Source organism: Gordonia spumicola, assembly GCF_009932475.1.
GTDB classification, from domain to species: Bacteria; Actinomycetota; Actinomycetes; order Mycobacteriales; family Mycobacteriaceae; genus Gordonia; species Gordonia spumicola.
Genome location: NZ_BJOV01000005.1, coordinates 973202 through 995006, shown reverse-complemented (window position 1 = coordinate 995006; position 21805 = coordinate 973202). Strand labels below are relative to the sequence as shown.

The following is a 21805-nucleotide window of genomic DNA, read 5'->3' as shown; positions in this document are numbered from 1 at the left end:
AGGCGTCGAGCCGAAACCCCGCACCTAGCCGCTGTTGCGGAGAGCGGTGGCGAGACCGTTCATGGTGAGTTGGATGGCGCGGCGGATCTGCGGGGAATCGTCGCCGGCCCGGAAACGGGCGAGCAGTTCGATCTGTAGGAGATTCAGCGGTTCGAGGTACGGGAACCGGTTGACGACGGACCGTTTGAGGGCGTCGTTGTCGGCCAGGAGATCGTCGGTGCCGGTGATGGCCGTGCACATCGCGATCGTTCGTTCATGCTCGTCGACGATCATCGCGAACACGCGGTCGCGGAGTTCGACATCGGGCACGAGCTGGGCGTATCGGTGCGCGAGGCCCATGTCGCTCTTGGCGAGGACCTGTGCCATGTTCGACATGACGGACCGGAAGAACGGCCACCGCCGGTAGTAGTCGTTCAGCAGCGCCAGACGCTCGGGACGGTCGCCGATCCATTCGGCGAACGCGGTGCCGGTCCCGTACCAGCCCGGCAGCATCACACGGCACTGCGTCCATGACAGCACCCACGGGATGGCGCGCAGGTCGGAGATCGCGGTCGTCTGCTTCCGCGACGTGGGACGACTGCCGATGTTCAACGCCCCGATCTCCGACAGGGGCGTCGACGCGGTGAAGTACTCGACGAACCCCGGGGTGTCGTGGACGAGGCGGGAGTAGGCGGACCGCGCCGACGCCGCGATCTCGTCGAACACCTCGTATGCGGCGGCGGAGTCCGCTCCGAGTCCTTCGACGTCCAGCAGCGACGACTCGACCGTCGCCGCGACCAGCGACTCCAGGTTGCGGCGGGCACGCACCGGCTCGGCGTACTTTGCGGCGATGATCTCGCCCTGCTCGGTCAGTCGCAGGGATCCCTGGACGGCGCCGGGCGGCTGAGCCAGGATCGCGTCGTAGCTCGGGCCGCCGCCTCGACCGACGGTGCCGCCACGACCGTGGAACAGGCGCAGTCGGACACCGGCCGCCCGGGCCGCGTCGACCAGATCGAGTTCGCCGCGGTAGAGCGCCCAGTTGGCGGCGAAGTATCCGCCGTCCTTGTTGGAGTCCGAGTATCCGAGCATCACCTCGTGCAGGCCGCCCTGGGCGGTGACGAGGTCCCGATAGAACCGGACACCGAGGGCCTCGGTCAGGATCCCCGCGCCCGCCTGCAGGTCCTCGATGGTCTCGAAGAGCGGAACCACCCGCACGCTGCACGACGGCGCGGCGTCGCCGGCATCGTAGAGTCCGGCCTCCTTCAAGAGGATCAGCGCCTCGAACATGTCCGACACCGACTGACACATGCTGATGATGTAGACGGGCACCGCCTTGGGACCGAAGCGCTCCACGGCGGCCGCCGCGGCGTGCACCACCCCGAGCTCCTTCGACGCCAACTCGCTCAACTGCGCGTCGGGGCTGGTCAGCGGTCGCCTCGAGGTCAGCTCGGCGGACAGCACCTCCACGCGCCCGGCCTCGTCGAGAGCCGAGTAGTCGTCGCAGACGCCCGCCCACCGCAAGAGTTCGCCGACGACCTCCTCGTGGGTGTCGGAGTTCTGACGCATGTCCAGTCCGGACAGGTGGAACCCGAACGCACGGACCGACTCCCGCAACGCGGCCAGCCGGTCGTCGGCGACAGCGGCGTCCGACACTCCGCGCAGCGCGGCGTCGATCACGTCGAGGTCCGCGAGGAACTCGTCGGCGTCCGCATACGGTTCCACCGCGGCGGCGACCTCCCGATCCGCAGGGGCGATCGCGTCATCGCCCAGGGTGACCGTCGCGCGAGCCACGACCCTCGCGCGGACCGCGCCGACCGCCGACCGGAACGGCTCGTCGTCCACCTCGTCCGGAGTCTCCGGGGCGAATCCGGTCCCGAGAGCCGCCAGCTCGTCGGTCACGCCGCTGATCAGGCGCACCGACATGCTCAACTCCTGATGCAGGGCGGTCAGCTCGTCGAGGTACCGCCGCATCACCGTGGCCGCGGCCGCCGACGTGGCCTCGGTGACGACGTCGCCGGTCACGAACGGGTTGCCGTCGCGGTCGCCGCCGATCCATGACCCCATCGTGATGATCGACGGGTCGAGATCGGCGCCGGGGAACGCGTCCCGCAACGCGGTCCGCACATCGTTGTTCAGCGAAGGGATCACATCGAAGAAGGACGCACCGTAGTACCGGAGTCCGGTCGTGATCTCGTCGCTGATGGTCAGCTTCCTCATCCGGATCAACGCCGTCTGCCACAGCATGAGCACGTGCCTGGCGATCTCCCGCGTGATCGCCGCGTCCTCGGTCGCGGTCAGTTCCGTACGGCCCCTGACCCGCATCAGTTCGTTGATCCGGTTCTGCGCGTCGAAGACGCTCCGGCGACGCGTCTCCGTCGGATGCGCGGTGATGACCGGGATCACCGAGGCGTCCGCGAGCGCGTCGTGGACCTGCGAGTCGTCGAGACCCGCGGCGACGAGACGCGCCACGGTCGCCGCGAACGACGACGCCTGCGGCTCGTCGCCCGCGAGCATGTGCACCCGGCGGCGCCGCTCGCGGTGGAGGTCCTCCGCGAGGTTGGCGAGCAGCGCGAAATTGGTGAACGCGCGGATCACCGGCATCAACTGCGCGACGTCGCGCCCGGTGTAGCGCGCCGCCAGATCGTCGCGGGTCACATCTCGATAGCGGATGCCGAATGCGTCCGTCCGTGAGCCCTCGACCAGCTCGAACACCTCGTCGCCCGCTTGAGCCGAAATGACGTCGCCGAGCAGACCGCCGAGGAACCGGATGTCGTCGCGCAACGGTTCGGTGGCCGCCCGGCCGGTGTCGTCGAGCGTTATCCGCTCGACCATCGGCGTGGCGATCGCTCGCCTGACGGTGTCGGACTCCGGGGTTCGGCTGGGCGTCATGTCCCCACGCTACGCGCGTCGTGCCATCCGCACAGGCCGTCGAATCACTAGACCGCTCAGGCGCTTTCGGCTCAGCGTGAGCCAGACTCTCGGCGATCGCACCCGTCGACGAATAACGTCAGTGCCGGTTACGAGCGTCAGCGACAAGCCCTGGCTTGCTGGCCGGCAACCCTCCACTCGTCGGCGGGGTGCTCCAGGTGAGAACCCGACCGTGCGTCTCCCGCGCCACGGTAAGCGCGAACTCTGATGAAGGACTCCTGCAGTGACTGCTGTCTTATCCCCGTCTCCACCCGTCCCCGCCGGGACCGTGCACCGGCCCGGCGACGACGAACTCCTCGCCGCGAAGGTCCTCCCGGCGCGCCACCCGTGGCAATGGGTCGGCACCGGCGTCGTCCTCGTGCTCACGGCGATGCTCGTCCACACGCTCGTCACCAACGAACGATTCCAATGGGACGTCGTCGGCGACTACTTCACCAGTTCGTCGGTGCTCCGGGGCCTCTGGCTCACGCTGTGGCTCACCGGTGCGACGATGGTCGTCGGATTCGCCTTCGGCGTTGTGCTCGCCGCGATGCGGCTCTCGTCGAGTCCGATCCTGTCATCGATCAGCTTCGGCTACGTGTGGCTCATCCGTTCCGTTCCGCCGCTGGTGCAGCTGTTGTTCTGGTTCCAGCTCGCGTCGTTGTTCCCGCAGCTGTCGCTCGGCGTCCCGTTCGGTCCGAGCTTCGTCACGTTCGACACCGCGACTCTGATCACCGGTGTGGTCGCGGCGTTCATCGCACTCACCTTGGACGTCGCCGCATTCTCCGCGGAGATCGTCCGCGGCGGACTCCTGTCCGTCGACGAGGGGCAGACCGAGGCCGCGGCGTCGGTGGGCCTGACCCGGGCGCGGATCTTCTGGCGCATCGTGCTGCCGCAGGCGATGCCCGCGATCATCCCGTCGACGGGCAACCTGCTGATCGGACTGCTGAAGGCGACGTCGATCGTCAGCGTGATCGCCGTCGAGGACCTCCTCTACTCGACGCAGCTCATCTACCAGCAGAACTACCTCGTGATCCCGCTTCTGCTCGTCGCGACGGTCTGGTACATCATCCTGACCACGATCCTGTCGATCGGCCAGTACTTCGTCGAACGGCACTACACGAAGGGCCGCCGCAGGCGACCACCGTCGTCGTTCGCACAGGTCTTCCGCGACAATCTCCCGCTGTTCGGCCGCATCGGCCGTCACGCCGATTCGAGTCGGGCATGAGCGCCCCGCTGGTCCGAGTCCGTGGACTCACCAAGAGCTTCGGCGCCCATCCGGCGCTCCGCGGGGTCGACCTCGACGTGAACGAGGGCGAGGTCACCGTCCTCCTCGGTCCGTCCGGATCAGGCAAGTCGACACTGCTGCGGACCGTCAACCACATCGAGAAGCCCGACGCCGGGTTCGTCGAGGTGAACGGCGAGATCATCGGCTACCGCCTCGTCGGCGGCCGACTCCGCGAACGGTCGTCCCGCGAGATCGCCGCCCAGCGCGAGCACATCGGCATGGTGTTCCAGCAGTTCAACCTGTTCGGTCACCGCACCGTCGCACAGAACATCATCGAGGGCCCGGTCGCGGCGGGCGTGCCCCGCAAGCAAGCGCTGCGACACGCGTCCGAACTCCTCGAACGCGTCGGCCTCGCCAGGCGTGAGAACTCGTATCCCCGCCAGTTGTCCGGCGGCCAGCAGCAGCGGGTCGCGATCGCCAGGGCGCTGGCCCAACGCCCGACCCTGATCCTCTTCGACGAACCGACGAGCGCACTCGACCCCGAACTCGTCGGCGATGTGCTGGCCGTCATCCGCGACCTCGCGGCCGACGGCATGACGATGCTGATCGTCACCCACGAGCTCGGATTCGCCCGTGAGGTCGCCGACACCGTCGTCTTCCTCGAAGACGGTCGAGTCGTCGAATCCGGGCCGCCCGACCAGGTCTTGGACTCCCCCGCCAACGAGCGGACGCGATCGTTCGTGTCCGCCGTCCTGTAGATCCACTCCCCGTCTCGACTCTCCCGAAAGGCTCCACCATGCCCACATCGCGTACTCGCGGTCGCACGGTCCGTTTCACTGCCGTCACAGCGGCACTGCTCACCGCCGCCGCGCTCACCCTCACAGCCTGCGGATCATCGGCCGACCCGAGCACCGACAACGGCGGCACCGCGCCCGCCGTGCCGACGCAGGACGTCGTCTCGCACATCGCGAAGGACGATGCGATCGCAGCCAAGCTCCCCGCGGACGTGACCTCGTCCGGCACGCTCACTATCGGCACCATCAAGACCCCCGGCCTCGCGAATCTGCCGCTCGGTGGTGAGGTCGACGGTGAACCGGTCGGCCTGCACCGCGACCTGACCGACGCCGTCGCCCGCGTCCTCGGCGTGAAGGCCGACTACCAGTACGGCACCTTCCCGAGCATCCTCCCCGGCGTGCAGAACGGCCGCTACCAGGTGGGACAGGCCAACTTCAGCGTGACGCGCGACCGCGAGAAGGTCGTCGACTTCGCCACCTTCGTCACGGACGGACAGGGCTTCCTCGGCACGAAGAAGGTCACGCAGGACAAGTTCACGCAGATCGGCGACGCGTGCGGCTACCGGATCGGCACCGCGCCCGGCTCGTCGTTCCAGACCCTGCTCGAGCAGAACGCGGGCGTGTGCGCCGCGCTCGGCAAGCCCGACTGGCAAGTCCAGTACTTCACCGATTCGGGACCCATCACGCTCGGCCTGCAGAACGGCAAGCTCGACCTGTACTTCGGCCCGTCGCTCTCGCTGCAGTACGCGGAGTCGCGGATCCCCGGCACCCGCTACCTGGGCGAGATCTACAAGTCGCCCGTCGGATTCGTCACCGCGAAGGGATCGCCGATAGCTCCCGCGCTCGTCGACGCCGTCAACAAGCTCATCTCCACCGGCGACTACGCCAAGATCTTCGCCAAGTGGAACGTCCCCGGCAACGCCGTGGCGAAGTCCGAGCTCAACCCGGCCAGCACCTTCTGACAGGAGACGACACCATGTCATCGACACTTCACCTCGCGGTCGCCCTCGACGGAGCCGGCTGGCACCCGGCCGCGTGGCGTGCGGCGAACCTCCGACCAGCCGACCTGTTCGGCGCCGACTACTGGCTCGACCTGGTCCGCACGGCCGAACGCGGACTTCTCGACTTCGTCACCATCGAGGACTCGTTGACCGTCCAGTCGGACGATCCGTTCGTCCCTGACTCGCGGACCGACCGGGTGCGCGGACGACTCGACGCCGTCGAGATCGCCGCACGTGTCGCCCCGGCCACCGTGGGTCTGGGCGTCATCCCGACCGCCGTCACCACGCATACCGAACCGTTCCACCTGTCGAAGGCCGTCGCCACCGTCGACTACGTGAGCACGGGCCGGGCGGGTCTGCGGGTGCAGGTCGCGGCGCAGCCGCACGTCAACACCAACGTGGGACGCCGCGAACTCGCTCCCCTGGGGATCGACCCCAACGCGGTCGACTCCGACGAGACGTCGCCGCTGGAGGCCGACCTGTTCGACGAGGCGGCCGACTACGTCGAGGCGGTCCGTCGCCTGTGGGACAGCTGGGAGGACGACGCCGAGATCCGCGACGTCCCGACCGGGCGATTCATCGACCGGCACAAGGTGCACTACGTCGACTTCGAGGGCTCCCGGTTCTCGGTGAAGGGCCCGTCGATCACGCCGCGTCCCCCGCAGGGCCAGCCGCCGGTGCTCGCACTCGCCCACCGACGGCGCGGCTACGAGCTGATCGGGACGTCCGCCGACGTCGGCCTCGTGACGCCGCACTCGACGGAGGAGGCCGCCCGCATCGTCACAGCGATCGTCGACGCGGCGTCCGCCGCCGGTCGATCCGGCGAGACGGTCCACGTGTTCGCCGATCTCGTCATCGTCCTCGGCGACACCGACCAGGACGCCCGTGATCGTCTCGCGCGACTCGACGAACTGGCCGGGAGTCCGCTGCGCAGCGACGCACAGATCTACGTCGGCACCGCGGCGGGGCTCGCGGATCTCCTCGTCGAGCGACGCGAGGCCGGGCTCACCGGGTTCCGGCTCCGACCCGCGGTCGCACCCGTCGACCTCGAGCGCATCGCCAACGACCTCGTCCCCGAACTCCAGCGTCGCGGCGTGTTCCGCACCGAGTACCCCGAACGCACAACGCTGCGCGCACTGCTCGGCCTGGCCCGGCCGGCGAACCGCTACGCGCTCGCATCATCCTGACAGGAGGAATCCCCATGTCACGCAAACAGATCCACATCGCCGCCCATTTCCCCGGCGTCAACAACACCACCGTCTGGAGCGATCCGGCGGCGGGCAGCCACATCGAGTTCGACAGCTTCCGAACCTTCGCGCAGGAGGCCGAGCGGGGCAAGTTCGACTTCCTGTTCCTCGCCGAAGGCCTACGACTGCGCGAGCAGAACGGCGAGATCTACGACCTCGACGTGGTCGGACGGCCCGACACCTTCACCATCCTCGCCGCCCTCGCCGCGGTCACCGACCGTCTCGGACTGGCCGGCACCATCAACTCGACGTTCAACGAACCGTACGAGGTCGCCCGTCAGTTCGCATCCCTCGACCATCTGTCGGCGGGACGAGCCGCCTGGAACGTCGTCACCAGCTGGGACGAGTTCACCGGCGAGAACTTCCGCCGCGGCGGGTTCCTCGCCGAATCGGACAGGTACGCGCGTGCCGAATCGTTCCTCTCCGCCGCCACCACCCTGTGGGACTCGTGGAACGACGACGACCTGACCGACGACGCGTCCGACGAGTTCCTCACCAGGGGCGACGCCGGAGCGTACTCGTACCGGGACCGCTTCTTCGACATCGAGGGCCGCTTCAACGTCCCCCGGTCTCCGCAGGGCCGTCCGGTGATCTTCCAGGCGGGCGACTCCGACGCGGGGCGCGAGTTCGCGGCCGCCGAGGCCGACGCCATCTTCTCCAGGCACGGCGACCTCGAGAACGGCACGAAGTTCTACGCCGACGTCAAACGTCGTCTCGCCAAATACGGTCGACGCCACGACGAACTGCTGATCCTTCCCGCGGTCACCTTCATCATCGGCGACACCGACGCGGAGGCCGCCGACGTCGCGCACGAGGTCCGACTCGCACAGTTCTCCGCCGCGACGGCGACCAGGCTCATCGAACAGTTGTGGAACGTGCCGCTCCCCGACTTCGACGCCGACGGACCGTTCCCGACGTTCGATCCGGTCGAGGGCGAGTCGACGGTCTCCAAGGGCCGCGCGAGCGTCCGGATGCTCGGTCGTGACGCGAAGGGCATCGCCGACCAGTGGCGTGGCATCGCCGCGGCGCAGGGACTGTCCGCACGCGAGACCGTCGCCACCGCGATCGCGCGTGGCGGCCTCGTCGGATCGCCCGAGACCGTCGCCGACCAGCTCGACGAACTCGTCCAGAACGATGCGGCCGACGGCGTGATCCTGGCTCCGCACATCACGCCGGGAGGTCTCACTCCGTTCGTCGATCGCGTCGTCCCGATCCTCCAGGAGCGCGGCGTCTACCGCACCGACTACGAGGGCTCCACGCTCCGCGAGCACCTCGGTCTCGCTCACCCCGACCGCGTCGCGACGCAGGAGGCCGCATCATGACCACCACGAATCTCTCCGTGCTCGACCTCGTCCCGATCTCCACCGGCTCGACGGCAGCGCAGGCCCTGCGCAACTCCGTCGACCTCGCGCAGCGCGCCGAGCAGGCCGGATACCGGCGTTACTGGTTCGCCGAGCATCACCTCAACCCGGGTGTCGCGGGCACGTCACCCGCCGTCGTGCTGGCGTTGACGGCGGCCGCGACGTCGACGATCCGGATCGGGACCGCCGCCGTCCAGCTCGGTCACCGGACCGCGCTGTCGACCGTGGAGGAGTTCGGTCTGCTCGACGCACTGCACCCCGGGCGCATCGACCTCGGGCTCGGGCGGTCCGGCGGCAAGCCGCCGAAGGTGTTGGCGTCGACGGCGCCCACCACCCGAACCGTCGTCGACGGGCACACCGAGAACGGCCTGCGCGTCCCCGAGCCGTTCTCGTTCGCGAGTCTTCTCGGCAGCCCGCGGATAGGCCTCATTCAGCGCCTTCTCCAGCTGCCGGGCGCCTCCGCACAGGACTACACCGAGCAGGTCGGCGACATCCTGGCATTGATCGCCGGGACGTACCGGGACGAGCTCGGGCAGGAGGCCCACGTCGTTCCCGGGGAGGGCGCCGACCTGCAGATCTGGATCCTCGGGTCGAGTGCGGGCGAGAGCGCCGTCGTCGCCGGCGAGAACGGACTGCGGTTCGGCGCGAACTATCACGTGAGCCCCGGCACCGTTCTGGAGGCCGTCGACGCGTATCGCACGGCGTTCACCGCGTCGGCCGAACTGGACGCACCGTACGTGAGCGTGTCGGCCGACGTCGTCGTCGCGCCGACGCACGACGAGGCCGTCGAGTTGGCCGAGGGCTACGGCCCGTGGGTCCGGAGCATCCGCACCCTTCAGGGAGCGATCGAGTATCCCACCCCGGCCCAGGCGCGCGACCTTCCGTGGACGGCCGACGACGCCGCCCTGGTCGCGGATCGAGTCGACACGCGGTTCGTCGGCACGCCGTCCGAGGTCGCCGATCACCTGGAGCGGTTGCGCGATGCGACCGGAGCAGACGAACTCGTCGTCACGACCATCACACACGGTCACGCGGAGCGGGTCCGGTCGTACGAGCTCCTGGCGCGGGAATGGGCTCGGCGGTGACGGCGGTCCTCGACAATCCCGCCTACGCCGCGCTCACCGGACCGCACGCGGGTTTCGCGGAGCGGGTCGGTCGGGCGCTGCGCTACCCGTCGGACGTGTCTCCGTTCACGGCGATCCCGTCGGATCCGACGGCCTCGGACTGGGCCGATCTGGCGGCCCTCGTCGGCTCCGGCGGGCTGGTGGCGTTCGGGTCGCCCGACGGCATCGACGTGCCCGACGGCTGGTCTGTCGCGTTCGAGGGTGCGGGCGTCCAGATGGTCGGCGACGGCGTCGTCCCGGCGCGCGACGATCGGGCGGTCCGACTAGGCCCCGATGACGTCCCCGAGATCCTCGATCTGGTGGCGCGCACCGAGCCCGGACCGTTCCTTCCGAGGACTATCGAACTCGGCACATATCTGGGCGTGCGGCGCCACGGAGAGCTCGTCGCGGTGGCGGGCGAACGCCTGCGTCTGCCCGGATGGACGGAGATCAGCGCGGTCTGCACCGACCCGTCGGTGCGCGGTCAGGGCTTGGCGTCGGCCCTCGTGCGGCATGTGGCGGCGAACATCGTCGACGCCGGCTCCGTCCCGTTCCTGCACGCCGCCGCGGACAATGTGGGCGCGATCGCACTGTACGAGCATCTCGGCTTCACCGTCCGCTCCCGCGTGCGTTTCACCGCCCTCGTCGCCCCCTGACGGATACGACAGAGCCCGGCACATCCGATCGGATGTGCCGGGCTCTGTGCGTTGCTGAGGCGGTCAGCCGCCGAACTTGATGTTCAGACCGACGCCGACGATCATGATCACCCACACGAGGCCGATGAACACGGTCAGGCGGTCGAGGTTCTTCTCGACGACCGACGAACCCGACAGGCTCGACTGCACTCCGCCGCCGAACAGCGACGAGAGGCCGCCGCCCTTGGCGCGGTGCAGGAGAACGAGCACGATCAGCAGGAGGCTGGTGATGACCAGGCCGATGTTGAGCGCGAGAGTCACGAGTCGTCTGTCCTGTCAGTGGAGGAAAAAGTAGTGTGGCAGACCATCCCCGCCTGCGCGGGGACGACCTGCCACAGTCTACGTGATGGGTACTGCGATCAGAGAAGCGGCCCACCGGCGGCGATCGCCGACAGCTGAGCGAACTCGTCGGCCTTGAGCGAGGCTCCGCCGACGAGAGCACCGTCGACGTCGGGCTTGCCGACGATCTCGCCGACGTTCTTGGCGTTGACGCTGCCGCCGTACAGGACGCGGACACCGTCCGCGGTGGCCTTGTCGGCGAGCTCGACGAGCGCACCGCGGACTGCGGCGCACACCTCCTGAGCGTCGTCGGCGCTGGCGACCTTGCCGGTCCCGATGGCCCACACGGGCTCGTACGCGACGACGACCTTGGCGATGTCCGCGGCCGACAGTCCGGCCAGCGACGCCTTGATCTGCTCGACGTTGTACGCGACGTGGTCGCCCGCCTCACGGACGTCCAGACCTTCGCCGATGCAGACGATCGGGGTCAGACCGTGACGGAGAGCCGCCTTGGTCTTCGCCAGCACCGTCTCGTTCGACTCGCCGTGCAGCGTCCGACGCTCGGAATGCCCGACGACCGCGTAGGTGCAGCCCAGCTTCGCCAGGAAGGCTCCGCTGATCTCACCGGTGTACGCGCCCGAATCGTGCTCGGAGACGTCCTGCGCGCCGTAGGTGAGCAGGAGCTTGTCGCCGTCGACCACGGTCTGGACGCTGCGGATGTCGGTGAACGGCGGGATCACCGTCACGTCGACCTTCTCGAAGTACTTCTCCGGCAGGGCGAAGGCGATCTTCTGCACCAGGGCGATGCCCTCGAGGTGGTTCAGATTGCACTTCCAGTTGCCTGCGATCAGGGGTTTGCGAGCCATGACTCAGACCTCCAGAACGGAGAGGCCGGGAAGTTCCTTGCCCTCCAGGTACTCCAGCGACGCGCCGCCGCCGGTCGAGATGTGCGAGAACGCCTCGTCCGGGAGACCGAGTGCGCGCACGGCCGCCGCCGAGTCGCCGCCGCCGACGACGCTGAACGCGCCGTTCGCCGTCGCCTGGGCGATGGCCTCGGCCACACCACGGGTGCCCGCGGCGAACTTCTCGAACTCGAACACGCCCGACGGGCCGTTCCAGAAGATCGTCTTCGCGCCGGTGAGGACCGCGGCGAAACGCTCGACCGTGCCCGGACCGATGTCCAGACCCATGCCCTCGTCGAAGCCGTCGGCCGTCGACGCGATGGACGTCGACGCGTCCGGCGCGAACTTGTCCGCGACGACGATGTCGTGCGGCAGGTGGATCACGTCGCCGAAGCGTTCGAGCAGCCCCTTGCAGGTGTCGATCATGTCGGCCTGCAGGAGCGAGTCGCCCACCGGGCTGCCCTGTGCCTTGATGAACGTGAATGCCATGCCGCCGCCGATGACGAGGGTGTCGACCTTGGGCGCCAGTGCTTCGATGACGGCCAGCTTGTCGGACACCTTCGAGCCGCCGAGGACCACCGCGTAGGGATGCTCCACGTCGCCGGTGATCTTGGCGAGGACGTCGACCTCGGTGGCGACGAGATCGCCCGCATATGCGGGGAGCACCTTCGCCACGTCGTAGACCGACGCCTGCTTGCGGTGGACGACGCCGAAACCGTCGGAGACGAACGCGCCGTCGTCGCCGACGAGTTCGACGAGCGCCGCGGCGAGCTGAGCCCGCTCGGCGTCGTCCTTGCTCGTCTCGCGAGGATCGAAGCGGATGTTCTCCAGCAGCAGGACGTCACCGTCGGTGAGTCCCTCGGCGCGGGCGAGCGCGTCGCTGCCGACGACGTCACCGGCGAGCTGGACGTTGCGGCCCAGCTCCTCGGCGAGTCGTGCGGCGACGGGAGCCAGCGACAGCGCGGCGTCCGGTTCGCCCTTCGGGCGTCCGAGATGCGCGGTCACGATGACCTTGGCTCCGGCCTCCACCAGCTGGCGGATGGTCGGCGCCGACGCGATGATACGACCGGCGTCGGTGATCTGACCGCCGTCGAGCGGCACGTTCAGATCCGAGCGGACGAGTACGCCGCGACCCTCGACGCCGTCGGCGAGGAGGTCCTTCAGGGTACGGACTGCCATGGACTCAGAGCGACTTCGCGACGAGGCCGATGAGGTCGGCGAGGCGGTTCGAGTAGCCCCACTCGTTGTCGTACCAGGAGACGATCTTGACCTGGTCGTCGATCACCTTGGTCAGGCCCGCGTCGAAGATCGACGAGTGCGGGTCGGTGACGATGTCCGACGACACGATCGGGTCCTCGGTGTACTTCAGGATGCCCTTGAGCGGACCCTCGGCCGCCTTCTTCATGGCGGCGTTGATCTCGGCCGCGGTGGCGGGCTTCGCCAGGTTGGCGGTGAGGTCGGTGACCGAGCCGGTGGGGATCGGGACGCGCAGTGCGTAGCCGTCGAGCTTGCCGAGCAGCTGCGGGAGCACCAGACCGATGGCCTTCGCGGCTCCGGTGCCGGTGGGGACCACGTTGGTGGCCGCGGCGCGGGCGCGACGCAGATCGCTGTGCGGGCCGTCCTGCAGGTTCTGGTCCTGGGTGTAGGCGTGGACCGTGGTCATCAGACCCTTGACGATGCCGAACTCGTCGTCGAGGACCTTGGCGATCGGGCCGAGGCAGTTGGTCGTGCACGACGCGTTCGAGATGATGGTCTGGCTGCCGTCGTACTGGTCGTCGTTGACGCCCATCACGATGGTGATGTCCTCGCCCTTGGCCGGAGCCGAGATGATGACCTTCTTCGCGCCGGCCTCGAGGTGTCCCTTGGCCTTCTCGGCGTCGGTGAAGATGCCGGTCGACTCGACGACGACGTCGACGCCCAGCTCGCCCCAGGGCAGCTCGGCCAGCGGGCCGCGGTGCGACAGCGCCTTGATCTTCTGGTCGCCGACGACGATGGTGTCGTCGCCCTCGAGCGAGACGTCGTGCGGCAGACGGCCCAGGATCGAGTCGTACTTGAGCAGGTGCGCGAGAGTCGCGTTGTCGGTCAGGTCGTTGACGGCGACGATCTCGATGTCGGTGGTGCCGAGCGCCTTCTGCGCGTCCACCGCGCGGAAGAAGTTGCGGCCGATGCGGCCGAAGCCGTTGACGCCTACGCGAACAGTCACTGGTGTGCTCCTTAGCGGTGAGTGAAGGGCCGAGAGTATTGTCGCGACCCGCTGGTTACTAGCCTAATGGTCTGGTCCCCGACGATCACCGGAAGGTCTCAAGATCCTCGCCGCCCGTCGAGCGATCCTTCCCGCCCGTCGAGCGGAGTCGAGACGGCGCAGCCGACTACGCGTCGTCCATCAATTCGGCGGTGACCGCCGACTCGGTGTCGGGAAGCCCCTCGGTGCGCGCCTTCTTGTCGGCCATCGACAGCAGACGGCGGATGCGGCCCGCGACGGCGTCCTTCGTCATCTGCGGGTCGGCGAGCTGACCGAGTTCTTCGAGCGACGCTTGACGGTGCTGGACGCGGAGTGTCCCCGCGGCGAGCAGATGATCGGGGATGTCGTCGCCGAGGATCTCGAGCGCCCGCTCCACGCGGGCCGCGGCGGCGACCGCCGCACGTGCCGAGCGACGGAGGTTGGCGTCGTCGAAGTTGGCGAGCCGGTTCGCGGTGGCCCGAACCTCGCGGCGCATGCGACGTTCCTCCCAGACCAGCCGGGTGTCGTGGGCGCCCATGCGGGTCAGGAGTGCGCCGATGGCCTCACCGTCGCGGATGACGACGCGGTCGGCGCCGCGCACCTCGCGCGCCTTGGCGGTCACCCCGAGGCGTCGTGCCGCACCGACGAGGGCGAGAGCGGCCTCCGGGCCGGGGCAACTCACCTCCAGCGCCGACGACCGACCCGGCTCCGTGAGCGAACCGTGTGCGAGGAAGGCCCCGCGCCACGCGGCCTCGGCGTCGCCGACGCTGCCGCCGACGACCTGAGCGGGCAACCCGCGGACCGGCCGTCCACGCAGGTCGAGGAGACCCGTCTGCCGCGCCAGTCCCTCCCCGTCCTTCGTGACGCGGACGATGTACCGCGCACTCTTGCGTGCCCCGCCGGATCGCAGGACGTGCACGTCGGACGCGTACCCGAACAGATCGTGGATCTCCTGACGGAGTCGACGCGCCACGTTGCCGAGGTCGACCTCGGCCTCGACGACGACGCGCCCCTGCTGGATGTGGAGTCCCCCCGCGAACCGCAGAAGCGCCGACACCTCGGCCTTCCGGCAGCTGATCTGCGTGACCGCCAGCCTGCTCAGTTCGTCTTTGACCGCACCGGTCATCGCCACTTGTCGTAGCCTCCTCTAGCTGACGTGATCTTCCCCGCCGGCCTCCCTCGAATCCCCCGGATGAACACGGGGTGGGCGGCCTGATCAAGGTTCACCTTACCGGCCCGGTTCCCCGCTCAGCAGCCGACCGAGAGTGTTCGCCGCTTTGCGCGGATCGTGTTCGTGTGTTCCGGGGACCGCCAGGTCGGCCACCACCAGTCGGGCGCCGAACGACGCGGCGGCACGCTCGAGATGGTCGCGTTCGGCGCCCGCGGGCACCGACGCGGCGTCGACGATCACGTCGTCCACCCCGACCGTGTCGGCGTGGGCGTGCAGTACGTGCAGGTGTCTCTCGACGGAGAAGCCCGTGGTCTCCCCCGGCTCGTTCGCCAGGTTCACGAACAGCACCTTGCGCGCCGTCGTCGTGCGCAGGGCCTCCACCTGTGACGGGACGAGCACATGCGGTATCACGCTGGAGAACCACGACCCGGGCCCGAGCGTGACGACGTCGGCGGCCGCGATGGCGTCCGTCGCCTCGTCGCAGCCGTCTGGCTCGTTCGGGATCACGCGGACCCTCCGTACGGTGCCGGGAGTCGTCGCGACGGCCACCTGCCCGCGAATCACCCGACTGACCCTCGGATCGGACTCCAGTCCGGTCACATCGGCTTCGATGATCAGCGGCGTCGTCGACATCGGGAGGACGCGTCCGTCGATGTCGAACAGGTCGACCATCGCGTCGAGCGCCTCCACCGGGTCGCCCGTCAACTCCTCGACCCCCGCCAGCATCAGGTTGCCGACCGGGTGGCCCGCGAGGGCCCCGTAGCCGCCGAGTCGGTGCTGCAGGATGCGCGCCCACCGCTTGTGCCGACGGGCCTTGGCCGGATCGGCGGCGGACCAGTGCTCGATCGCCGCGGGCGCACCCATGAGGGCGGCCAACGCCATCCGCAGATCGCCCGGCGGGATGCCGCCGAGCTCGTTGCGGAGACGCCCCGACGATCCGCCGTCGTCGCCGACCGTGACGATGGCCGTCACATCGGGTGTCAGGTACCGCAGGGCCGTGATCGTGTTGAACAGTCCGTGGCCGCCGCCGAGGGCCGCGGCCTTGATCGGCCGCTGGTCGTCGGCCGTCATTCGCGTCCCAGGTCGCGGTGTGTCACCTGCACGCTGTACAGCGGCGAGCCGTCCTCGTCGACGATCTCGCTGAGCCTGCGGGCGAGCTCGGTCGACATCGCGACGCTGCGGTGCTTGCCGCCGGTGCAGCCGACGCCGATCGTCATGTAGCCCTTGCCTTCCCGCTTGTACCCGCGGGCGACGATCCCGACGAGATCGGTGTACCGGTCGAGGAACTCCGGCGCGTCGGTCTGGCCGAGCACGTAGTCGCGCACTTCGGGGTCCCGACCGTTGTGCTCGCGGAGTTCGGGAATCCAGTACGGGTTCGGGAGGAATCGGACGTCGGCGACGAGATTGCAGTCGATGGGGAGACCGTATTTGAACCCGAACGACTGCACTGCCACCGACAGCGCGGTGCTGCCGACGCTGCCGAACGTGCTCGCGACGATCGACCGCAGCCGGGTGGCACTGAGGTTGGACGTGTCGATGACCGTGCCCGCGCCCGCCTGAACACCCGCAAGGCGGAGGCGTTCGGCGGCTATGCCCTCACTCAGGGTGCCGTTGCCCTGCAGCGGGTGTCGGCGCCTGACCTGTTCGAAACGTCGGACGAGGACGTCGTCGGACGCGTCGACGAAGACGATGGACGTGCGTGCCCCACCCGCTTCGAGCTGATCGCGCAGCCGGGCGATCTCGTCGGCGAACCCGGCCTCGCCAGCACGCACGACGAGTGCGATCTTGTTCGGGCCGTCCTCGTCGGACCGGACCATGTCGATGAGCTGCGAGATCAACGACACCGGAACGTTGTCGGAGACGTACCAGCCGTCGTCCTCGAGGACGTTCGCCACCGACGTCCGTCCGGCGCCGGACATGCCGGTCACGAACAGCACCGTCGTCGGCCCCTCGTACGTGGATCCTGGACTGTCAGCCACTGGGCACATCCTCCTTCGTCGAATCGTCCGCGGTGAGCGCGTCGCGCACCGACTGCGCCGTCGTGATCCCGATGCCCGGCACTTGCGCGATCTCATCGACCGTCGCGTTCTTCAAGTTTGCTACGGACCCGAAGTGCGTCACCAGTGCGGTCCTCCTCGTGGCCCCCAGCCCGGGGATTCCGTCCAGCGCGGACGCCGTCATGCGTTTGCTGCGTTTGCTGCGGTGGAACGTGATCGCGAACCGGTGCGCCTCGTCGCGCACACGTTGCAGCAGGAAGAGCGCTTCGCTGTTGCGCGGCAGGATCACCGGCTCATCATCACCCGGAATCCACACTTCTTCGAGGCGTTTCGCGAGTCCGATGATCGCGACGTCCGTGACACCCAGTTCTTCGAGGACCGTAGCGGCCGCGTGCACCTGCGGTGCGCCGCCGTCGACGACGAACAGGTTCGGCGGATACGCGAACTTCCGTTTCTTGGTCTCGTCGGCCGGCGCCTGCGTCGCGGGCAGATCCTCCGGCGGCGGGGTCGCCTCGCCGCCGCGGTGGCGCAGGAAGCGTCTGCGGGTCACCTCCGCGATGGAGGCGACGTCGTCGGACCGCCCGTCGCCCGCGGCCTCCTTGATGCCGTAGTGGCGGTAGTCGGATTTGCGGGGCAGGCCGTCCTCGAAGACGACGAGTGACGCGACCACGTCGGTGCCCTGCACGTGGGAGATGTCGATGCACTCGATGCGCAGCGGGGCGACATCGAGTCCCAGGTGCTCCTGCAGTTCGGTCAGAGCGGCCGAACGCGTTGTCAGGTCGCCCGCGCGCTGCAGTTTGTGACGGGCCAGGGCGTCGGACGCGTTGCGTTCGACGGTCGTCATCAGGTTCCGCTTGTCGCCGCGCTGGGGCACGCGGACGTCGACCCGGGCGCCGCGCCGCTGCGTGAGCCAGTCCTGCATCTGATCGACGTCGTCGGGCAGGGCCGGGACCAGCACTTCCCTTGGAATACCCGAGCTCATGTCCGACTCGGCGCCGTAGAACTGGGTGAGGAACGACTCGACCTGCTCCCCCGGCGTCGCGTTCTCCTGCACCTCGACCACCCAGCCGCGTTCGCCTCGCACGCGCCCGTCGCGGACGTGGAAGATCGTCACCGACGATTCGAGTTCGTCGCCGACCATCGCGATCACATCGGCGTCGGTTCCGCTGCCGAGGACGACTGCCTGCTTCTCCATCGCCCGCCGCAGCGCCGACGTGTCGTCGCGCAGACGTGCGGCCCGTTCGAAGTCGAGGTCGTCCGCGGCCGCGGTCATCTCGCGTTCGAGCCGTTTGATGAGAACGTCCGTCTTGCCCGCGAGGAAGTCGCAGAAGTCGTCGACGATGGCGCGGTGCTCGTCGGCGTCGACGCGTCCGACGCACGGCGCCGAGCACTTGTCGATGTAGCCGAGCAGGCACGGTCTGCCCATCTGCTCATTGCGGCGGAAGACGCCCGTCGAGCATGTCCGGATCGGAAACACTCTGGTCAGCAGGTCGACGGTCTCGCGGATCGCCCATGCGTGCGAGTAGGGGCCGAAGTAGCGGACGCCGGGCTTGCGAGCGCCGCGGTACACGAAGACCCGCGGGTACTTCTCGTTCAACGTGACGGCGAGCATCGGGTACGTCTTGTCGTCCCGGTACCGGACGTTGAACCGCGGATCGAACTCCTTGATCCAGTTGTACTCGAGCTGCAGCGCCTCGACCTCGGTGCCGACGACGGTCCACTCCACCGACGCCGCCGTCGTCACCATCTGCCGTGTGCGCGGATGGAGTCCGGTGATGTCGGCGAAGTACGACGTCAACCGCGACCGCAGGTTCTTCGCCTTGCCGACGTAGATCACCCGCTGGTGCGTGTCACGGAACTTGTAGACGCCGGGGTCCGTGGGGATCGCCCCCGGAGCCGGACGGTAGGTCGACGGGTCTGCCACGTCATCCAGGCTAGTCGGCGTCTCCGACAACTCGTTCGCCGCCGGGTCGATGGCTGAGGTTCCCCGAATCGCGACGAAAGCTGGACCTACGCGCCAGTACTACGGAAATCGGGGAACCTTAAACACGTCGTGCTCACGCCTGCGTCGCGTACTTCGTGTACAGCTCGCGGAAGGTCTCCATGGCGTCGACGGCGCGGTCGCCGTCGCGGGAACCGACGGCGAGGACGGGGACGTGCTCGTCGGACGGGAGGAGCAGGCGTGCGGAGAAGCCCTTGTCGGGGTACTCGAGACCGCGGACCACATCCCACGTGAACACGCGTTCACCGACGAGATTGCGGACGCCCACACCGTCGGGCCCGACGCGCAGGCGGGTTCGGAAGACGAGCAGGACGGCGGCCGCGATCACGAACCCGACAGCGATGAGACCGAGCTTGTCCGACCAGCCGACACCGACGCCCGTGTACGAGATGTTGAGCAGCAGACCGAACACCAGATGGATCGCGATCACCACGCCGGCCGCCCACAGTCCGGCCCGCCGCAGCCACCGCGGCTCGTACGTGTACTCCCAGGTCTCCGTGCCGGTGGCCTGCTCGCCTATCGAGCTCACGCCAGTTTCGCCAAGATCAACGCCGACGCGATCGCGGCGGTCATCGCCTGAGCGCCCTTGTCCTCCGACGAACCGGGAAGCCCGGACCTGTCGAGCGCCTGCTTCTCGTTGAGCGTCGTCAGCACGCCGTTGCCGACGGGCGTCGACTCGTCGAGCGACACCCGGGTGAGTCCGGCGGTGACGGCGTCGCAGACGTACTCGAAATGCGGCGTCTCACCCTTGATGACGACACCCAGAGCCACGACCACGTCGTGTGAGCGGGCCAGTGCCTGCGCGATCACCGGCAGTTCGATGGCGCCCGCGACGCGGACCACTGTCACATCCTCGACACCGGCCGCGCTCGCGGCGCGCTCGGCGCCGTCGAGCAGTGCGGTGCAGATCGTCTCGTGCCACTGCGACGCGGCGATGGCGACCTTCAGACCGCTCGCGTCCTCGAGGTCGAGTGTGGGTTCTCCGTGGCCGCTCATGCCTGCGTGCCCTCTCCGTCGAAGTCGTCCAGTCCGTCGAGCATATGGCCCATCCGGTCCCGCTTGGTCTTCAGGTAGTGGAGGTTCTCCGCGTTGGCGCGCAACGGCATCGGCACACGATCGACGATCTGGAGCCCGTAGCCGTCGAGTCCGACGCGCTTGGCCGGATTGTTCGTCAACAGGCGCATCGACCGGACGCCGAGGTCGACGAGGATCTGCGCGCCGAGGCCGTAGTCGCGGGCGTCGGCAGGCAGACCGAGTTCGAGGTTCGCGTCGACGGTGTCGTGGCCCGCGTCCTGCAGCTGGTACGCCTGCAGTTTGTGCATCAGGCCGATGCCGCGGCCCTCGTGGCCGCGCATGTACAGGACCACGCCGCGGCCCTCGGCGGCGACCATCGCCATCGCGGCCTCGAGCTGCGGACCGCAGTCGCAGCGCAGCGAACCGAAGACGTCGCCCGTGAGGCATTCGGAGTGCACGCGGACCAGGACGTCCTCGCCCTTGCCGTCCTCACCCGAGACGTCGCCCATGACCAGTGCCACATGCTCGGCGTCGTCGTACGGGCTCGAGTAGCCGACCGCGCGGAACACGCCGTGGACGGTGGGGATCCGTGCGTCGGCGACCCGTTCGACGTGCTTCTCGTTGCGGCGACGCCACGCGATCAGGTCGGCGATGGAGATCATCGCGAGGTCGTGCTCGTCGGCGAACACGCGCAGTTCCTCGGCGTGGGCCATGTGGCCTTCGTCCTTCTGGCTGACAATCTCGCAGATCGCGCCCGCGGGCGACAGACCGGCGAGCTTCGCCAGGTCGACGGCGGCCTCGGTGTGGCCGGGGCGACGCAGCACACCACCCTCCCGGGCGCGGAGCGGCACCACGTGGCCGGGACGCGTGAAGTCGTGCGGCTGCGCAGTCTGATCGGCGAGCTTGACCATCGTGGTAGCGCGGTCGGCGGCACTGATGCCGGTGCCGACTCCCTCACGTGCGTCGACGGTGACCGTGTACGCGGTGCCGTGACGGTCCTGGTTCTGCGCGATCATCGGCGGCAGGCCGAGGCGGTCGCAGTCGGCCCCTTCGAGCGGCACGCACAGGTAACCCGACGTGTAGCGGACCATGAACGCGACGAGTTCCGGGGTCGCCTTCTCCGCGGCGAAGATCAGGTCGCCCTCGTTCTCGCGGTCCTCGTCGTCGACCACGACGACGGCTTTGCCCGCCGCGATGTCGGCGATCGCCCGTTCGATGGGGTCCAGCACCACTTCGGTGGTCTGCTCGCTCATCACTGCTGCCCTTCTGCCCGGTCGGCGCCGGTGAGACGCTCGACGTACTTCGCGATCACATCGACTTCAAGATTCACGCGGGCACCGGTCGCGGTGACGCCCAACGTGGTCTCCGACAGAGTCGTCGGAATGAGAGACACTTCGAGCCAGTCGCCGTATTCCCGATCGTGTCCGATGGCGGACACCGTCAACGAGATCCCGTCGATCGTGATCGACCCCTTCTCGACGACGTACTTGGCGAGGTCTGCGGGCACGGCCACACGGACGACGGTCCAGTTCTCGGACGGCGAGATCGAGACGACCGTCCCGACGCCGTCGACGTGGCCCTGCACGATGTGGCCGCCGAAGCGTCCACCTGCGGCCATCGCGCGTTCCAGGTTGACGTTCGCGCCCGGCCTGAGCTTGTCGAGCGAGCTGCGGCGCAGCGTCTCGGCCATGACGTCGACGGTGAACGCGCCGTCCTCCAACTCGACGACCGTGAGGCATACGCCGTTTACGGCGATCGAGTCGCCGAACGACGCGTCGCTTGTCACGAGGGGGCCGCGAATGCGGAAACGAGCGGCTTCTGCGAGGTCGTCGCGGGCGACGATCTCGCCCCGCTCCTCAACGATTCCGGTGAACACCGTCTCTCCTTTGCACAGGTGCGCTCGG

The 21805-nt window shown here is 68.7% G+C and carries 20 protein-coding genes and 1 riboswitch; of the genes, 7 read left to right on the top strand and 13 right to left on the bottom strand.

Annotation, left to right across the window (positions count from 1 at the left end; all coding sequences use genetic code 11):
- Nucleotides 1-24 precede the first annotated feature (24 nt).
- Nucleotides 25-2868 carry a phosphoenolpyruvate carboxylase gene (gene ppc / locus GYB83_RS15930; protein ID WP_161896391.1) on the bottom strand — a complete coding sequence of 948 codons (2844 nt, stop codon included), beginning with the start codon at nucleotides 2866-2868 and terminating at the stop codon, nucleotides 25-27.
- A 126-nt stretch (nucleotides 2869-2994) separates the two neighbouring features.
- A riboswitch (SAM riboswitch) is annotated at nucleotides 2995-3111 on the top strand.
- Between the two features lie 19 nt (nucleotides 3112-3130).
- Between ppc and GYB83_RS15925 the strand changes: the two genes are divergently transcribed.
- Genes GYB83_RS15925 through GYB83_RS15895 form a run of 7 tightly spaced genes read left to right on the top strand, consistent with a single transcriptional unit; the run spans nucleotide 3131 to nucleotide 10276 of the window.
- A complete protein-coding gene (locus GYB83_RS15925) occupies nucleotides 3131-4114 on the top strand; it encodes an amino acid ABC transporter permease (protein WP_228461527.1) in 984 nt (327 codons plus the stop codon).
- Nucleotides 4111-4872 (top strand): amino acid ABC transporter ATP-binding protein, encoded by a 762-nt coding sequence (locus tag GYB83_RS15920; protein WP_161896390.1) that lies wholly within the window; start codon nucleotides 4111-4113, stop codon nucleotides 4870-4872. Before GYB83_RS15925 ends, GYB83_RS15920 begins: the two co-directional genes overlap by 4 nt.
- Before the next feature lie 38 nt (nucleotides 4873-4910).
- Nucleotides 4911-5870, top strand: coding sequence for a transporter substrate-binding domain-containing protein (locus tag GYB83_RS15915; RefSeq protein ID WP_161896389.1), 960 nt, complete (start codon nucleotides 4911-4913; stop codon nucleotides 5868-5870).
- Nucleotides 5871-5884: 14 nt separating this feature from the next.
- The gene (locus tag GYB83_RS15910) at nucleotides 5885-7096 is read left to right on the top strand and encodes an LLM class flavin-dependent oxidoreductase (protein ID WP_161896388.1); all 1212 of its coding nucleotides are present in this window, start codon (nucleotides 5885-5887) and stop codon (nucleotides 7094-7096) included.
- 14 nt (nucleotides 7097-7110) lie between these two features.
- Nucleotides 7111-8478, top strand: coding sequence for an NtaA/DmoA family FMN-dependent monooxygenase (locus tag GYB83_RS15905; RefSeq protein WP_161896387.1), 1368 nt, complete (start codon nucleotides 7111-7113; stop codon nucleotides 8476-8478).
- Complete coding sequence (locus GYB83_RS15900; protein ID WP_161896386.1) at nucleotides 8475-9602, top strand: LLM class flavin-dependent oxidoreductase; 1128 nt, start codon at nucleotides 8475-8477, stop codon at nucleotides 9600-9602. The genes GYB83_RS15905 and GYB83_RS15900 overlap by 4 nt, the downstream gene beginning before the upstream one ends.
- The gene (locus GYB83_RS15895; RefSeq protein ID WP_161896385.1) at nucleotides 9587-10276 is read left to right on the top strand and encodes a GNAT family N-acetyltransferase; all 690 of its coding nucleotides are present in this window, start codon (nucleotides 9587-9589) and stop codon (nucleotides 10274-10276) included. The genes GYB83_RS15900 and GYB83_RS15895 overlap by 16 nt, the downstream gene beginning before the upstream one ends.
- A gap of 63 nt (nucleotides 10277-10339) precedes the next feature.
- Here the strand turns inward: GYB83_RS15895 and secG are convergent, their stop codons facing one another.
- From secG to GYB83_RS15835, 12 genes are all read right to left on the bottom strand, one after another.
- Nucleotides 10340-10576: a preprotein translocase subunit SecG gene (secG, locus tag GYB83_RS15890; RefSeq protein ID WP_161896384.1), complete on the bottom strand. Its 237-nt coding sequence runs from the start codon at nucleotides 10574-10576 to the stop codon at nucleotides 10340-10342.
- A gap of 98 nt (nucleotides 10577-10674) precedes the next feature.
- A complete protein-coding gene (gene tpiA, locus GYB83_RS15885) occupies nucleotides 10675-11460 on the bottom strand; it encodes a triose-phosphate isomerase (protein ID WP_161896383.1) in 786 nt (261 codons plus the stop codon).
- Nucleotides 11461-11463: 3 nt separating this feature from the next.
- Nucleotides 11464-12675, bottom strand: a complete 1212-nt coding sequence (locus GYB83_RS15880; protein WP_161896382.1) for a phosphoglycerate kinase — start codon at nucleotides 12673-12675, stop codon at nucleotides 11464-11466.
- A 4-nt stretch (nucleotides 12676-12679) separates the two neighbouring features.
- Nucleotides 12680-13699: a type I glyceraldehyde-3-phosphate dehydrogenase gene (gene gap, locus GYB83_RS15875; protein ID WP_161896381.1), complete on the bottom strand. Its 1020-nt coding sequence runs from the start codon at nucleotides 13697-13699 to the stop codon at nucleotides 12680-12682.
- Between the two features lie 166 nt (nucleotides 13700-13865).
- Complete coding sequence (gene whiA, locus GYB83_RS15870; RefSeq protein WP_186349861.1) at nucleotides 13866-14843, bottom strand: DNA-binding protein WhiA; 978 nt, start codon at nucleotides 14841-14843, stop codon at nucleotides 13866-13868.
- Between the two features lie 102 nt (nucleotides 14844-14945).
- Nucleotides 14946-15959 (bottom strand): gluconeogenesis factor YvcK family protein, encoded by a 1014-nt coding sequence (locus GYB83_RS15865; protein ID WP_161896379.1) that lies wholly within the window; start codon nucleotides 15957-15959, stop codon nucleotides 14946-14948.
- Nucleotides 15956-16876 (bottom strand): RNase adapter RapZ, encoded by a 921-nt coding sequence (gene rapZ, locus GYB83_RS15860; RefSeq protein WP_161896378.1) that lies wholly within the window; start codon nucleotides 16874-16876, stop codon nucleotides 15956-15958. The genes GYB83_RS15865 and rapZ overlap by 4 nt, the downstream gene beginning before the upstream one ends.
- A complete protein-coding gene (uvrC, locus tag GYB83_RS15855) occupies nucleotides 16860-18809 on the bottom strand; it encodes an excinuclease ABC subunit UvrC (protein ID WP_161896377.1) in 1950 nt (649 codons plus the stop codon). The genes rapZ and uvrC overlap by 17 nt, the downstream gene beginning before the upstream one ends.
- Nucleotides 18810-18942: 133 nt before the next feature.
- Nucleotides 18943-19416 (bottom strand): PH domain-containing protein, encoded by a 474-nt coding sequence (locus GYB83_RS15850; protein WP_161896376.1) that lies wholly within the window; start codon nucleotides 19414-19416, stop codon nucleotides 18943-18945.
- Complete coding sequence (gene ribH, locus GYB83_RS15845) at nucleotides 19413-19883, bottom strand: 6,7-dimethyl-8-ribityllumazine synthase (protein ID WP_161896375.1); 471 nt, start codon at nucleotides 19881-19883, stop codon at nucleotides 19413-19415. The genes GYB83_RS15850 and ribH overlap by 4 nt, the downstream gene beginning before the upstream one ends.
- Nucleotides 19880-21154, bottom strand: coding sequence for a bifunctional 3,4-dihydroxy-2-butanone-4-phosphate synthase/GTP cyclohydrolase II (locus GYB83_RS15840; RefSeq protein ID WP_161896374.1), 1275 nt, complete (start codon nucleotides 21152-21154; stop codon nucleotides 19880-19882). The genes ribH and GYB83_RS15840 overlap by 4 nt, the downstream gene beginning before the upstream one ends.
- Complete coding sequence (locus tag GYB83_RS15835; RefSeq protein WP_161896373.1) at nucleotides 21154-21777, bottom strand: riboflavin synthase; 624 nt, start codon at nucleotides 21775-21777, stop codon at nucleotides 21154-21156. The genes GYB83_RS15840 and GYB83_RS15835 overlap by 1 nt, the downstream gene beginning before the upstream one ends.
- Nucleotides 21778-21805 lie beyond the last annotated feature (28 nt).

Excerpts from the sequence above, each read along its gene's own strand:
- ppc (WP_161896391.1), bottom strand. The coding sequence starts at position 2,868 with ATGACGCCCAGCCGAACCCCGGAGTCCGACACCGTCAGGCGAGCGATC.
- GYB83_RS15920 (WP_161896390.1), top strand. The coding sequence starts at position 4,111 with ATGAGCGCCCCGCTGGTCCGAGTCCGTGGACTCACCAAGAGCTTCGGC.
- GYB83_RS15915 (WP_161896389.1), top strand. The coding sequence starts at position 4,911 with ATGCCCACATCGCGTACTCGCGGTCGCACGGTCCGTTTCACTGCCGTC.
- GYB83_RS15910 (WP_161896388.1), top strand. The coding sequence starts at position 5,885 with ATGTCATCGACACTTCACCTCGCGGTCGCCCTCGACGGAGCCGGCTGG.
- GYB83_RS15905 (WP_161896387.1), top strand. The coding sequence starts at position 7,111 with ATGTCACGCAAACAGATCCACATCGCCGCCCATTTCCCCGGCGTCAAC.
- GYB83_RS15900 (WP_161896386.1), top strand. The coding sequence starts at position 8,475 with ATGACCACCACGAATCTCTCCGTGCTCGACCTCGTCCCGATCTCCACC.
- GYB83_RS15895 (WP_161896385.1), top strand. The coding sequence starts at position 9,587 with ATGGGCTCGGCGGTGACGGCGGTCCTCGACAATCCCGCCTACGCCGCG.
- tpiA (WP_161896383.1), bottom strand. The coding sequence starts at position 11,460 with ATGGCTCGCAAACCCCTGATCGCAGGCAACTGGAAGTGCAATCTGAAC.
- GYB83_RS15880 (WP_161896382.1), bottom strand. The coding sequence starts at position 12,675 with ATGGCAGTCCGTACCCTGAAGGACCTCCTCGCCGACGGCGTCGAGGGT.
- whiA (WP_186349861.1), bottom strand. The coding sequence starts at position 14,843 with ATGACCGGTGCGGTCAAAGACGAACTGAGCAGGCTGGCGGTCACGCAG.
- GYB83_RS15865 (WP_161896379.1), bottom strand. The coding sequence starts at position 15,959 with ATGACGGCCGACGACCAGCGGCCGATCAAGGCCGCGGCCCTCGGCGGC.
- rapZ (WP_161896378.1), bottom strand. The coding sequence starts at position 16,876 with ATGTGCCCAGTGGCTGACAGTCCAGGATCCACGTACGAGGGGCCGACG.
- ribH (WP_161896375.1), bottom strand. The coding sequence starts at position 19,883 with ATGAGCGGCCACGGAGAACCCACACTCGACCTCGAGGACGCGAGCGGT.
- GYB83_RS15840 (WP_161896374.1), bottom strand. The coding sequence starts at position 21,154 with ATGAGCGAGCAGACCACCGAAGTGGTGCTGGACCCCATCGAACGGGCG.